Origin of the sequence: Paenibacillus wenxiniae, assembly GCF_039822605.1 — a bacterium.
Taxonomy (GTDB): domain Bacteria; phylum Bacillota; class Bacilli; order Paenibacillales; family Paenibacillaceae; genus Saccharibacillus; species Saccharibacillus wenxiniae.
The window spans coordinates 223,963-237,112 of the sequence record NZ_JBCGUH010000002.1; the positions used below are offsets into that span (position 1 = coordinate 223,963).

The window sequence follows — 13,150 nt, forward strand, 5'->3', positions numbered from 1 at the left end:
GAGAAGGAAATAAAGGGAAAGGATGAGCTATAGTATTAGCGATCTTCTAACACGAGATGCAATAAAAAAGTGATTTTTGCCAGCAAAATATCTTACAGCTATAGTGTTAGCGGTCTTCTAACACGAGGTGCAATAAAAAAGTGATTTTTGCCAGCAAAATATCTTACAGCTATAGTGTTAGCGATCTTCTAACACGAGGTGCAATGAAAAGTGATTTTTGCCAGCAAAATATCTTACAGCTATAGTGTTAGCGATCTTCTAACACGAGGTGCAATAAAAAAGTGATTTTTGCCAGCAAAATATCTTACAGCTATAGTGTTAGCGGTCTTCTAACACGAGGTGCAATAAAAAAGTGATTTTTGCCAGTAAAATATCTTACAGCTATAGTATTAGCGGTCTTCTAACACGAGGTGCAATAAAAAGTGATTTTTGCGAAGCATCGTCTGCCCTTACCAAGAAACAATAGCAGTATTTATTCTCTCTATTGACCTTAACGTTACGTCAATGTATACGCTATCCCTATCACCGCAGGTGGCTCTAGCTAATTGCGGAATAGGGGAGGCTATGACAGATGACTACAACACTATGGATTCAGCAAGCGATGATGATTACGATGTGTGGAGAACAGGACGTTGTTAAAGGTGATATTTTAATTGAAAACGATCGTATCGTTGGTTTATACGGTCAATCGCACCATGAGCGTCAGCAGCTGCAACAGCAATTAGAGCGTATGGGAACGATCGATCGCACTATCGATGCCACAGATATGGCAGTGATGCCCGGCATGATTAATGCCCATCAGCATAGCCCGATGAATTTGCTCAAATGCTTTTCGGACGATCTGAAGCTGATGGACTGGCTGGAACAGAAAATGTTTCCTGCGGAAGCAAAAATGACGCCCGAAGATATTTACTGGGGCAGCAAATTATCGATGGCAGAGATGATTCGCTCCGGTACAACCACATTTGCCGATATGTACATTCATATGAATGAAATTGCCCATGCTGTAACGGAAACAGGCATGCGTGCGTCGCTGACAAGAGGATTGGTGTTTGGTGATGAACGTGGGCAGGAGCGGATGCAAGAAGCTGTAGATCTGGTAGAACGCTGGCAAGGAGGAGCGGAGGGTCGGATCACAACGATGTTTGGCCCGCATGCACCGTATACGTGTCCACCTCAACAGCTGCGTGAAGTCATGGAGCTGGCAAAGTACTATCGTTTACCGGTGCATATCCATCTGGCGGAGACACGGGAAGAAACGGCACAGATTGCTGAACGTTATGGTCAGACGCCAACACAGTATCTGTATGAGCTGGGCTTATTTGAACATTTGCATGTGTTGCTTGCACATGGGGTGCATATAAGTGAGAACGATATGAGCTATTTGCAAGGGATGCAGGGAGGGAGCGCTCATAATCCGCTGAGCAATTTGAAGTTAGGCTGTGGTATTGCGCCTGTACTGGAACTCCAGCGCCGGGGAATTACGGTCGGACTGGGAACCGATGGAGCAGGTAGCGCCAGCACGCTCGATATGTTTGCTGGAATACGTGCTGCTTCACTGATGCAAAAGCTTCATTATGGTGATCCTGCGGTAGAGTCTGCTTATCGCTTTTTACAAATGGCGACGCTGGATAGCGCACGTCTATTGCAAATCGACGATGAAGTCGGCACACTGGAAGTCGGTAAAAAGGCAGATCTGATCTTGATCGACCTGAACAAACCGCATATTCAACCATTGCATCATCTGATCTCGGCTATTGCGTATGCGGTACATGGAGGAGATGTGCACACAATGATTGTAAATGGACAGGTGCTGATGGATAATCGGGAGCTACTTACGCTGGATGAGCAACAGGTGATGAAAGAAGGGAGAAAGCGTTCTAAGCGTTTGGTAGAAGGAATATAGACAGTTTTATACGAGCGAAATATCAAAAAAATTACGCTATATAACAATGCGTTAGAATAGTGCTAGACCATGATACTGTAAATTGGCGCTGACAGTTATGGTATTCAGTGACATGATCTAAAGAAGCTATACTATAGCGCTGATCATCATGGTATCCAGTGGCACGATCTAAAGAAGCTATACTATAGCGCTGATCATCATGGTATCCAGTGGCACGATCTAAAGAAGCTATATCATAGCGCTGATCATCATGTCATCCAGTGGCACGATCTAAAGAAGCTATACCATAGCGCTGATCATCATGGTATCCAGTGGCACGATCTAAAGAAGCTATACTATAGCGCTGATCATCATGGTATCCAGTGGCACGATCTAAACAAGCTATTGTAATGCAGTGATTTTATACTGCCACGCTATGATGCTATAGAATTGTAGTATATATCATTCCTTTCTTGATTTCATAATTGTTATGCTCGATTTCAGCGTATGGGCGTATATCGGCAACTTTACCAGCACATACTTGCGCAGGTAAAGTTACCGGTATAAACATGCTCCTTACGAGTGTAAACATATAAGGTAACTATCCTTTCCATACCAATATTTACATTAAATTTACAATAAGTTTACGTAAAGTTGATATAAGTGCCGGACTGCTTTACAATTTTACAGGGCATTACATATGCACACCCAGTACATCAGTCGATGAATAGATCGGCAGAAGGAGGCATTCTGTGGAACATATGGATGAACTGCTATTTTTGTGGATTAACAGCGGCGCGCAGCGACTCGCTTTTCTCAATCCGTTTATGGTGTTTTTATCCAAATATGCAGTGTTGTTTTTTATGATTGGAGCAGTTGTATACTGGTTTACAAGAGCACGCGCAGATCGGCGCATGATTAGTGAGGCACTTTTGTCTGCTTTGATCGGTTTTACGGCAAGCTGGATTTTGGGGCAGTTAGTGTACAGGGATCGACCTTTTGTAACATTGGACGCTATTCAGCTTGTATCGCATGAAGCTAATGCTTCGTTTCCGAGTAATCACGCACTAGGCGCGTTTGTAATTGCAATGACGATCTGGCAATTCCGTCGTCGTGCAGGCTGGGTATGGCTTTTGCTAGCATCTGGTATCGCGTTAGGACGTGTATGGACAGGAGTTCATTACCCGGGGGATGTGCTGGCAGGCGCATTGATCGGTATTTTGACGTCGGTGCTGGTACATCGTTTGTTCACACGTATTTCACTGGCAAGCAATTTGCTAGAGCTGGGCATCTACTGGTATGAACGTATCGAAACGAAAGTATGGCCGCGCGCAGGCTATCGTAATCGGTAGTAAAGCTCGTGTCGCTGTATTCATGTCAGCTCGATGGCTAGAAGGATGTTTCTCCGTAATTGTATTGTTAATCAATTCTAATTGTAATGAATAGCAAAAACGCCTTCCTAATTGCAGGAGGGCGTTTTTGCTAATGTGAAATTATATTTATAAAGCTGCTGCCTGATGAGGAATCGTATACATCAGGCGAAACGGTTCATTTACTTGTCTTCTTTTTCCTTAACCATCTTCACGAGCATATGTGCCAGTTTATGACGTTCCTCATCATTACCGACTTTCCACAGCTCATATAGCAGCTGTTCCTCGTTGTTTTGTGGTTCTTCGTGTTTGGCGAGGTAATCGGCGATTTTTTGTGCGACTTTCGCGATACTTTCTTCGCTCAAGCCAATAGTTTCAGCCATATGGATTCTTTTGCCCAGATAGCTACGGAAACTCTCAAAATCATCCAAAATTTGCTGTTTACGCTCGTCACTAATGCGATTCATTACCGGTTCGACTTTTTCTGTTGCCACTTCTCCAGACTTGTTTACGATATGCGGTTGTTCTGTCATGTTGTTCGTCCTCCTCTATCGTGATGGGTGTGGTCATTGCCACTACTATATTAACCTTAACGACACGGTCTAATCGGATGATAAAAGAATGTTTTGCTACACATGTGTCAATAATTTGTTAGCTGCTTTTATAAGGTGATTTATGCTTGCTGACTTCAATTACAAAAACTCATTATGACATCTTTATCAGTTCTTTTACATTGAATTTTCGTATGGAAAAAGTAAGATCGTGTAGAGCAGTAAAATCGTTTGCTGCACAAAAACCACTTTCCATTGGACGCTGTGTGATGAAGTTGCTAACGAAATCACTAACATAATAAATAGCACGGTAAATAGAACTCTATAAAACGCTATAAATAACACGACGCTAAATAAAACGCTATCAATAGCATTTTAAAAAATAAATTGGGCTTGTCACAATACGAAATTTGAGCGTGAATTGGCATATAGAGGGTGGTTTTAGAACCTGGTATTAATTTTGTAAATCAGAATTAACATTATTGCAACTTATTGTCGTATATGAGGGTGTATAGTGAGGATATCAAGCAAGTTGATCAGCAGTTATTTGCAGCGAGAGCTGCTGCCGTACAGATCGTTACATGATTGAGATGATGGACGACTAGCAATTTAGGAAAAAGGTGACGAGTAAAGGGTAACTGGAAAATTTTGAATGGTTCTTGTGCGGAGTGTTGTGGTTAATAAAGGCTACAATAGGAAAAACAAGTCAGTTGTCAAGCGGTGCAACTTTTAGCGCTTAAGAAACGTTAATAACAATGAAGGCATAACACCTGAACCAAAAGTGAAGCTTAAGTGGCTCACTCGCTTTTCAAACAAATTATAATATATCGAAAATGGTAATGAAGTTTCCTGGCAGGTGCCAGACTGATCGACCATTGAGAGAAGGAGAGATGCAGCGATGATGAAAACAATGATGGGTATACTAGGAGCAGGTGCTGCTTCTTTGATCTTTTTGACGTCGGCCAGTGTGGGTACAGCTACACCAGGAGGATTCACAAAAGCTCAAACGGTGCAGGCAGCTGCGGTAACGACAAGTGTTGCTAAAGATACGTATAGTGATACAACACCTGCGGATGGAACATTCACTGTATTTATTAATAAAATTGATCGTGAAGATAATGGAAGCTACAAGCTGAAAATCGATCCGATCAACTGGTACACTGGCGAAGCAGCTAACAAAATGTTTGCCAAAGACAATCCTGAAAATGCTGATATGGGCGCGCCCGACGACTATTACATCGTTAATGACGATACCCGTACTTACAACTATACCGCACCAGCAAGTGCAGAAGTGCTGATGCAAATTTATGATCATACTGGTCGTTGGGAAGATATCGACACCAACTGGAATGAGCCAGTAAGTATGTCGAAGCTAAGAGCGATTTTCCAAAAACCAGATATGCTTGATCCTACTGTTTTCCCATATCATATTACAGTGAAAAACGGTGAAATTGTGAAGATCGTTCAGCAATTCATTCCATAAGCGATAAGGCATCATGCCGGATTATAGGCTTTCATCGTAAGTACTGACTATATCCATTTCAGGGATCGTCGTTCCGGCTATATAGCAATGCCGGACGGACGGTCCCTTTTTATATATGCAGAGTGTTTGCCCCTGTGCAACATTTTATTCGCTGCATATAATCTGGTATGATGCTAGTGGATGTTCTTTTGCCTGGTTGCCAAATAAATAGCAACTTTTGCAGGCATGATGCGTTACACTATTGAGGAGGTGCATTTATGATGCAACGAAATATTCAATCATGGATCAGACGGAGTCCACTTGCATTGCTGCTATTAATGGGAATTTTGTTGCTTGCAGCCTGTGGTAATCAGGCACAGCAGCAACCCGCAGCAGCGCCTGCCGATACGAACGGCAGTACAGACACCGAGATGACAACGCCGCAGGATACGAACGAGACAACGCCCGCAGATAACAGTTCTGCTGGAACTGGAGAAGAGAGCACCGCATCTCCTGAGACAAACACAGGTACAACAAGTGAAGGAACAACAAAAGGTACAACCGACACATCTACAGGAGACGACGCAGCAGCTACTCATGTGGCCAGCGGTACGTTTTCCGGTTTAGCGGACGAGCATTCTGCTGAAATTATGGTAGATGGCAAGCCGGTTGTCTATCAGCTGACAGACAGCATCGCAGATGCAGCAGGTAAGCTGAAAGAAGGCTCTGAAATTACGTTTAAGTATACAGAGAAACCAGTTCCTGATGATGCTTCTACGATGGTTAGAACAATCGTCGAAATGAAAGCGAAGTAATACACATAGAGTGGCGTATTCCACATTGATCGTAAAGGTGACTGAGGTTGCTGCTAGGTTAGTGGTTGGATACGTATGTCGTTGCTCTATAGTGCATCATAACGTTTGCTCTACGATGCATGATCATGGTAAAGCCCCGTACACCGATTGTTCTATAACGGTGTACGGGGCTTTTTGACGATCGAAAATGAAGAGAAGGGATAAACCTTATCTCCATACAACATCAGCCCCTCCGAATGCGTCGGAGGGGCTGATTGCTATGACGAGCTTAGCATATAGCATGTACTTTTATCCATTAACTTGACGCTTCGACTTTAGCTGGGCGGCGCGATACGAGACGGACGAGATCGATCGTAAGAATCGGCAGCGGCATACCGGCAGGGTAGGCGAGATAACGAGCTTCCCATTCTGGGGAGAACTTTTCCTTGTAGCGTCGCAGACCTTCGAATCCATACCAGTGTCCGCCATATTGGAACACTAGCCGTGCCAGCTTTTCTTCACGGTGAGCATTTGCATTTTCACCTACACTGGATAACGGCGACATGCCCAGGTTGAAAAAGGCATAGCCATTTTCCTTTGCCCATTCGATCAGACGAACAAACAGCACATCCATCGTACCATTTGGCGTTTCATTCAGATGGCGCATCAGATCAATCGAAATGATCTGGTTGTTATCATAGGCTGGCGCCAGTGTAGCAAAGGCGAGAATACGTCCTTCAGCTTCACGCAGTAGCGCAATAGGAGCCTGTTGAAGATAAGGCTCTTTGAACCAGCCGAGTGAATAGGCTTTTTCCTTGCGATCGCCAAGCCACTCATTCGAAATTACACGTAGCTCATTCAATAGCTCATTAGAAAAAGGCGGCTGCAACACTTCAAACTGCTGTCCTTCGCGCTCTGACTTGTTTTTAGCCGTTCTCAGCCCTTGATTGCTCTTACCGGACAGTGTGAATTTATCAAGCGGTACGAGCGCTTCTTCACCCAGCTTAAAGAAGTTATAGCCATTCTCATGATAGATCGACAAATACTCTGGTGATACTTGATAAAATACAGCGGTCAATGCATAGTGATCAGCATAACGCTGGAATTCCTGAATGGCTTCACCGACAAGCGCTTTATCACCAATCGGATCGCCCAGCACAACGAGCTTATCGCGTACACGCGAATAGGGGATCAGTACACGATCTTCCTGTGCCCAGTAAAAGGATTTATCTCCCAAATAAAGTAGATGCGAAAGCAGATTACCCTGCTCCTGTTTCAAAAATTCACTCAACTTCTCCAGCTCTGCTGCATCCGGCAAATGCTCAATATGACGATTCGGCCGTAATGCGAAAATAGCAGCCAGCAGAACCAGTGCACTAATAAAAGCAATAACCGCCGTTACCGCATATTCGTGCGGATTGAGAAACCATTCCTGCGCTCGTGCTGGCAGATGACGAAGTAGTTTCGGATGAATCTGCGCACCGACCAGATAATACGATAGGGACGAAATGAACGCAAGCACCACCCAGATTCCCACACTACGTGATGATAGAAGCGCACTTTCTCGATTAAAGCGAGCACGTGACACCCAGAGGATCACAGCCACGACGAGCAAAATAATCGCTTCTTCATAGTCGAAGCCTTTTGCAAAGGTAAACACTGCACCTGCAACGAGCAGACCGGCTGTCCAAATAAACGCACGCCGGATACGAAGTGAAATACCACGTGATACGATAATGAGCATAATCCCGATCACAACCGATAGTTGCTCTGAGAAGCGCATTAAGGGTAGAGACAGTATATTTTCCATAAAACGAAGACGGTTGATCAGACCCGGTGTCGCAGCAGACAGCAGCAAGATAATCCCGCTCGCCAGAACGAGCTTACCGAGCGCCCATGCGCCCAGATCACCGAGCAAGCCAAATTGTGAAGGCCAGCCCCAAAATTTAATCCAGGCATTACGTGATGAATCGACGCCGTTCGTAATCATATCTTTCATTTGACGACGGTTAGGACTAATCTCAAACGCAGACAATACCAATCCGATTAACCACGGAATTAAGAAATAAAAAATACGGAACAGCAGCAACGCCGTAATTGCAGGCGTTGCATCAATGCCGAGTGTTTGCAAACCGAGCAGCGCGGTCAGGTCAAATGCACCGATTCCGCCTGGAGCCATACTAATAATACCGGCGATAGCCGCCACGATATACACACCGATCACAGATGCAAATGGCAGATGATCCAAATCATGATACACGATCAGCCAGAACAGCACAGCCGCACATGCCCATTCCAAAAAAGAAGCAATGACCGAGGCAATAACTACATTCCACGGCAGCTTACCTTCACCTTTATGAAACCATTTTGCAAACAATGAAGAGCGCTGCATCAGCAAAAAGAATGGGAAATATAACGATATGCCCCACACTGCCCAGCGTAGCCACGGATGGGCATCAAACAATCGTTCAGCCGGAAACACGCCGAAAATAACGAGCCAGCCAAGCAAAGATAAGCCAACGAGAATGATCGGTGACAGGAATAGTACAGCAGAACCCATCGTTTTGATCGGAACGCCGCTCTTTTTATAAAGAATGGCGCGTAGTCCAACCCCGGTCAAACCGGCAAAACCGATCATATTATTAAACGTATTCGCAATCCAGGCATAACGAAATGTAGCTTTCCAGTCTACATCCAGCTTGAACTGGCGACGCAGCAAATAGTCATACGCACTCATCGCGGCTACCGCAATAAAAGCAACAAGTGAGATTTCCACGATTGCGGACACCGGCATACGACGTAGTTCAAAAAATACTCTAGCCAGATTAATATGCTGGATTTCCTTGCGTCCTTGAATAAAGATGATGACTAGGATCACAACGGGAATAAGAATTTTAATAATTCTGGCCCTGAACAGGGCAGTAAGCAATTGTAGTATTTTCAGCTTGCGCAGCGATTCTTTCATGAGTGTATAAACTCCACCTTTGTCGATATAATTGGCAATTAGGCTGATGGCTTCAAGCTTACATTAAGTATAGGTTGGTGTGCGGTTTATTAATATTAAATCAATTCCGATTTAAGGGTACACGCAAATAGTTATGTTGTTAACGATTGAGTATAGTACGGAATAATCCGGCACAATGTTCCAGTTATCGGCTCCATGATCGATTTACGGTAAAAATACATCGTACATACATCTATACATCAGTTACTACATCGGTCATCTTATATCTATTCATTATGAAAACGATAAAAATAGTCGTATTGATTTTGACTGCTGACCATTATAGTTGCTTTATGAAGACAGCTAACCGGATCATATAGAAGATATACCCATGATGATTTAACTTCTTACCTATTGTATACTATCCTGCGGTACAATTTAAATCTACGGATAACAGACGAATACATACAGCTAGCCTGATCATACATGCTCTATCATACGGGACGCTACGTTTTTATTGGCTACATTTATGTAACAACTAATAAGGATTCGCCAAACATCGATCTAACGTGTTAATATATAGGTCTGTGATGTTATAAATGAGACGAATCGTAGGTCTAAAGGGATTGCTAACTTGTATCGGATTGCAACTTCAAGGCTATCTGCAAATGATGACAAAAATGTTATAATTCAAGCTCGGTAAGTGTTTTATTTGTAACATTACTGTTTAATAATCCATCACATGGCTCAATAATGAACGTTTTTGCACAATTTAAACGCGTTCATACCGTAATGGATAGACGAAAAGGAGGGACAACAAGCAGCAACACACATAGAAGTTCTGAGCCGAATACTTAACAGCATGATGTACATCAGAATGCAGTACATGGATTCCAACATACAATTATACGGAGGATGATGATGAACATGGTACATTGGTCTAAAAAAGCTTCAGCAGTACTTGCCATTTCTATTTTGACAGCGGGAAGTAGCCTGCTGGCAGCCCCGAGTGCGCATGCAGCGGTTGAAACGAATCAAGTGATGAACGATATTACATGGGATAACGCTTCTGCACCGGCTGCTCCAGATCAAGTATCTGCACGCGCTGGCTCCAATCAAGTTGTTGTCACCTGGGCACCTGTACAGGGTGCTTCTAGTTATGAAGTACGTCGTTATACGGTTATGAACAACACATATAACAGCGTACAAAACAACACGTATGCGATGCTGAGCACAGGTATTACAAATGCTACGTTTACAGACACTTCGGTAACGAACGGTGAAGTATACGGTTATGTTGTCAATGCGGTACTGGCAAATGGTCAAAAAACACAAATGTCCATGCCAGCGATCGCCGCTCCAACAGAGCAATCGGCTAATGTCGAGCAATCACTCGTACTGCAATCCCGTATCGGCAACAGTGGTTCCAATACAATCAATCCAACGATCAACATCTTGAACACAGGTACAGCAGATGTGAATCTGAGTGACATTCGTGTGCGTTACTACTTCACAGGTGGTACAGGACTGACGGCTCGTAATGTATCGTTTAATAACGTTCCATTCAATTCGAGAAATGTAGAAGCTCATATCGTTAATATGCAGCAACCACAATCTGGCGCAGATAGCTATGTAGAACTGCTGTTTAATGCCGAAGCAGGCGTTGTGCCAGCTGGTGGTGAAAGCGGGAATATGACATTTACCATTCAAAGAACATCCGGTAGCGTAAGCTCCGATTATTCCTACAGCGATAATTCCACACTGGCTGAAAATGCCAAAATCGTTGTTTACTATCAAGGTGGACCGGTTTGGGGGAATGACCCAGGCGTGAAAGAGAACGATCGAGTGAACTAATGTCTTGTACGTCTAGTGTGCATGGATACACATGATCGAATATTGAACTGGGTTTACTACAGGTAGCAGATCGCGTGAATAGATCTGCTTACCCACTTCATCATTAATCATAATATCAATAACGAGAATCGTAATATCAATAACGAGTATTAATAATGAAAGCCTCTCATTTGCTGGTGCAGATGAAGAGGCTTTTATTATTGTTATCGTTAATACGTAAGCCCGCTTATTATGGAAAGTCTGATTTATTTCATCTAATGAAGATTCACACCATTACGATATGAACTCATCTCTGCCAGGATGCATCATATTTTATGTGTAGCATAGTCAGTGTACGGGGACAGTTGCGCAAACTTGTATAGGTGTAAGTCAGAGTGGTGTCTGCTTCCGCCAAATCGTTTGTATACATATCCGGGTGCTTTTTTAACGTTTGGTTTAATAAAAAGTGATTTTGCGAAGTGAACATCGGTTATTACGTTTGAGCTTAGGAATGTGTTCTTTTATTCCTTATCATAATGGGGGATGTTCTACAATTTCCTTTAGCTCACATCTTTTAATATATTTTATATAGATAGTTGACTCGATATAAATACAAAATGAACACTTGAATAGTTACTTACAAAATGTTATTATACTAATAAATAATAACTAATACTAAAATTTAATTAGTGAAAGGAAATATTCCTATGTCTACTTCAGTTATTCACCCTGCACTTGAAATCGGTCTTGTTCACATTAAAGTTAGTCAGTTGGAGCGCTCGCTTGCTTATTATACGGAAATGATTGGCTTGCAGGTGCTAAGTCAAACAGCAACAACAGCAGAGCTTACAGCGGACGGTCATACGGTATTGCTGATCATTGAGGAGATTGAAAACGCAACGATTCCTCGTCGTCAATCGGTAGCAGGTCTGTATCACTTTGCCATTTTGTTGCCGGATCGTGTTAGCCTCGGATTGGCTCTACGCAATTTGCTGGAGCAGCGTCAAAATATTGGACAGGGCGATCATCTAGTAAGTGAAGCGTTATATTTGTATGATCCTGATAACAATGGTATTGAAATCTATGCCGACCGCCCACGATCGACGTGGCAAAAAGACGAGCGTGGACAATATATTATGGGTACAGAGCCTGTAGATGTAGAGAGCTTATTGGCGCTAGCAGAAGGACAGCCCTGGCAAGGACTACCTGCCGGCACCAAAATCGGTCATGTTCATTTCCATGTATCCAGTCTGGATGAAGCGCGCAAGTTCTATGTGGATACACTCGGTTTTGAAATTGTATTAACCGATGACCGCTCCGTATTGTTCATCTCAGCTGGTGGTTATCATCATCATATAGGTTTGAATATATGGGCAGGTGCAGGCGCACCTAAAGCACCAGCGAATGCGACAGGTATTGATCATTATACGCTGCAAATGCCCGATCAAGCAGCTATACAGGAAGTGGCTGATCGTGTTCAGGCGGCAGGGCTGCCGCTGGAGTATGATGGCAAAGAGTTGTGGATCACCGATCCCTCCAATATTCGTATTCGCTTTTATGTACCACAGGCTTAATGTGTAACTGTATGAATCTACAATAATACAACTAGAAAAGAGGACAGCATATGGAGTCATGCTGTCCTCTTTTGGTGGGTAATGGGATAAGAGATCATTAATAAAAATCAGAACTATCATTTTGCTGGAAAGTAGGCTCCCAGTAGTCAGAACCATTATTGGAATACTCCTGTAGAGAAACGCCGATAATGACGACGATAAAGATGACGAACAATACATGCAGTAGCAGACCAATAATTCCGCATACAAGACCGCCGACCGCCATGCCTTTTCCATTCAAGTAGGAGAGTTTCAGTTCCTTGAAAGCTAAAATCGCAAAAATAATGGCGAGTACTCCGATAATCGCGCCAAAGCCAGGCAAAAAGAACAGTGAAGCGATAGAGGAGATACCGAGCACGAGCGCTGCAATCGCTTTTCCACTATTCGGCCGATAATTATTGTAAGGATCGTAAGGGTTTTGATTCTGATATCCGTAAGGGGGTTGTGAGCCATACGGAGGCTGAGAGTGGTGTGGGGGTTGATTAGGGTCCATAATATGGATTCCTCCTTTATGATATGTATATCGTGCTAGAATGCACCCGGCTGTATACGATGTATTCAACCATTTTCTATATCATAGCAACAATTTTTTATAAAAGCATTGAAATTCATGGAAAATGTTAGAAGTAAAGGGCTGTCTCGTGTCGCCTGTAAACGATGAGACAGCCCTTTTTAGGTCTGGAAATAGTAATGATACT

At 43.3% G+C, this 13,150-nt stretch carries 9 protein-coding genes; 6 read left to right on the forward strand and 3 right to left on the reverse strand.

Features of this window, described 5'->3' with window-relative positions:
* The first annotated feature begins 571 nt into the window (after positions 1-571).
* Positions 572-1,906: an amidohydrolase gene (locus AAHF22_RS04125; RefSeq protein ID WP_347323705.1), complete on the forward strand. Its 1,335-nt coding sequence runs from the start codon at positions 572-574 to the stop codon at positions 1,904-1,906.
* Positions 1,907-2,646: 740 nt separating this feature from the next.
* Positions 2,647-3,237, forward strand: coding sequence for an undecaprenyl-diphosphatase (locus tag AAHF22_RS04130; RefSeq protein WP_347324097.1), 591 nt, complete (start codon positions 2,647-2,649; stop codon positions 3,235-3,237).
* Between the two features lie 200 nt (positions 3,238-3,437).
* On the opposite strand, the gene AAHF22_RS04135 is transcribed toward AAHF22_RS04130, so the two are convergent.
* Positions 3,438-3,788 carry a DUF3243 domain-containing protein gene (locus tag AAHF22_RS04135; RefSeq protein ID WP_347323706.1) on the reverse strand — a complete coding sequence of 117 codons (351 nt, stop codon included), beginning with the start codon at positions 3,786-3,788 and terminating at the stop codon, positions 3,438-3,440.
* Positions 3,789-4,704: 916 nt separating this feature from the next.
* Between AAHF22_RS04135 and AAHF22_RS04140 the strand changes: the two genes are divergently transcribed.
* Both AAHF22_RS04140 and AAHF22_RS04145 read left to right on the forward strand, forming a co-directional pair.
* Positions 4,705-5,289 carry a hypothetical protein gene (locus AAHF22_RS04140; protein WP_347323707.1) on the forward strand — a complete coding sequence of 195 codons (585 nt, stop codon included), beginning with the start codon at positions 4,705-4,707 and terminating at the stop codon, positions 5,287-5,289.
* Positions 5,290-5,546: 257 nt separating this feature from the next.
* Entirely contained in the window at positions 5,547-6,083 is a 537-nt protein-coding gene (locus AAHF22_RS04145) for a LytA/YqiH family protein (protein ID WP_347323708.1), read from the forward strand.
* A gap of 295 nt (positions 6,084-6,378) precedes the next feature.
* Here AAHF22_RS04145 and mprF read toward each other — a convergent pair whose 3' ends face one another.
* Positions 6,379-9,027: a bifunctional lysylphosphatidylglycerol flippase/synthetase MprF gene (gene mprF / locus AAHF22_RS04150; protein ID WP_347323709.1), complete on the reverse strand. Its 2,649-nt coding sequence runs from the start codon at positions 9,025-9,027 to the stop codon at positions 6,379-6,381.
* Positions 9,028-9,927: 900 nt separating this feature from the next.
* On the opposite strand from mprF, the gene AAHF22_RS04155 reads away from it, so the two are divergent.
* The gene (locus AAHF22_RS04155) at positions 9,928-10,860 is read left to right on the forward strand and encodes a cellulose binding domain-containing protein (protein WP_347323710.1); all 933 of its coding nucleotides are present in this window, start codon (positions 9,928-9,930) and stop codon (positions 10,858-10,860) included.
* 686 nt (positions 10,861-11,546) lie between these two features.
* Complete coding sequence (locus AAHF22_RS04160; protein WP_347323711.1) at positions 11,547-12,413, forward strand: VOC family protein; 867 nt, start codon at positions 11,547-11,549, stop codon at positions 12,411-12,413.
* Between the two features lie 97 nt (positions 12,414-12,510).
* Here the strand turns inward: AAHF22_RS04160 and AAHF22_RS04165 are convergent, their stop codons facing one another.
* Positions 12,511-12,945, reverse strand: coding sequence for a DUF4190 domain-containing protein (locus AAHF22_RS04165; RefSeq protein WP_347323712.1), 435 nt, complete (start codon positions 12,943-12,945; stop codon positions 12,511-12,513).
* Positions 12,946-13,150: the final 205 nt, after the last annotated feature.

What these genes read in the sequence shown, in the direction of transcription:
- AAHF22_RS04125 (WP_347323705.1), top strand. Translation starts at nt 572, where the DNA reads ATGACTACAACACTATGGATTCAGCAAGCGATGATGATTACGATGTGT.
- AAHF22_RS04130 (WP_347324097.1), top strand. Translation starts at nt 2,647, where the DNA reads ATGGATGAACTGCTATTTTTGTGGATTAACAGCGGCGCGCAGCGACTC.
- AAHF22_RS04135 (WP_347323706.1), bottom strand. Translation starts at nt 3,788, where the DNA reads ATGACAGAACAACCGCATATCGTAAACAAGTCTGGAGAAGTGGCAACA.
- AAHF22_RS04140 (WP_347323707.1), top strand. Translation starts at nt 4,705, where the DNA reads ATGATGAAAACAATGATGGGTATACTAGGAGCAGGTGCTGCTTCTTTG.
- AAHF22_RS04145 (WP_347323708.1), top strand. Translation starts at nt 5,547, where the DNA reads ATGATGCAACGAAATATTCAATCATGGATCAGACGGAGTCCACTTGCA.
- mprF (WP_347323709.1), bottom strand. Translation starts at nt 9,027, where the DNA reads ATGAAAGAATCGCTGCGCAAGCTGAAAATACTACAATTGCTTACTGCC.
- AAHF22_RS04155 (WP_347323710.1), top strand. Translation starts at nt 9,928, where the DNA reads ATGAACATGGTACATTGGTCTAAAAAAGCTTCAGCAGTACTTGCCATT.
- AAHF22_RS04160 (WP_347323711.1), top strand. Translation starts at nt 11,547, where the DNA reads ATGTCTACTTCAGTTATTCACCCTGCACTTGAAATCGGTCTTGTTCAC.
- AAHF22_RS04165 (WP_347323712.1), bottom strand. Translation starts at nt 12,945, where the DNA reads ATGGACCCTAATCAACCCCCACACCACTCTCAGCCTCCGTATGGCTCA.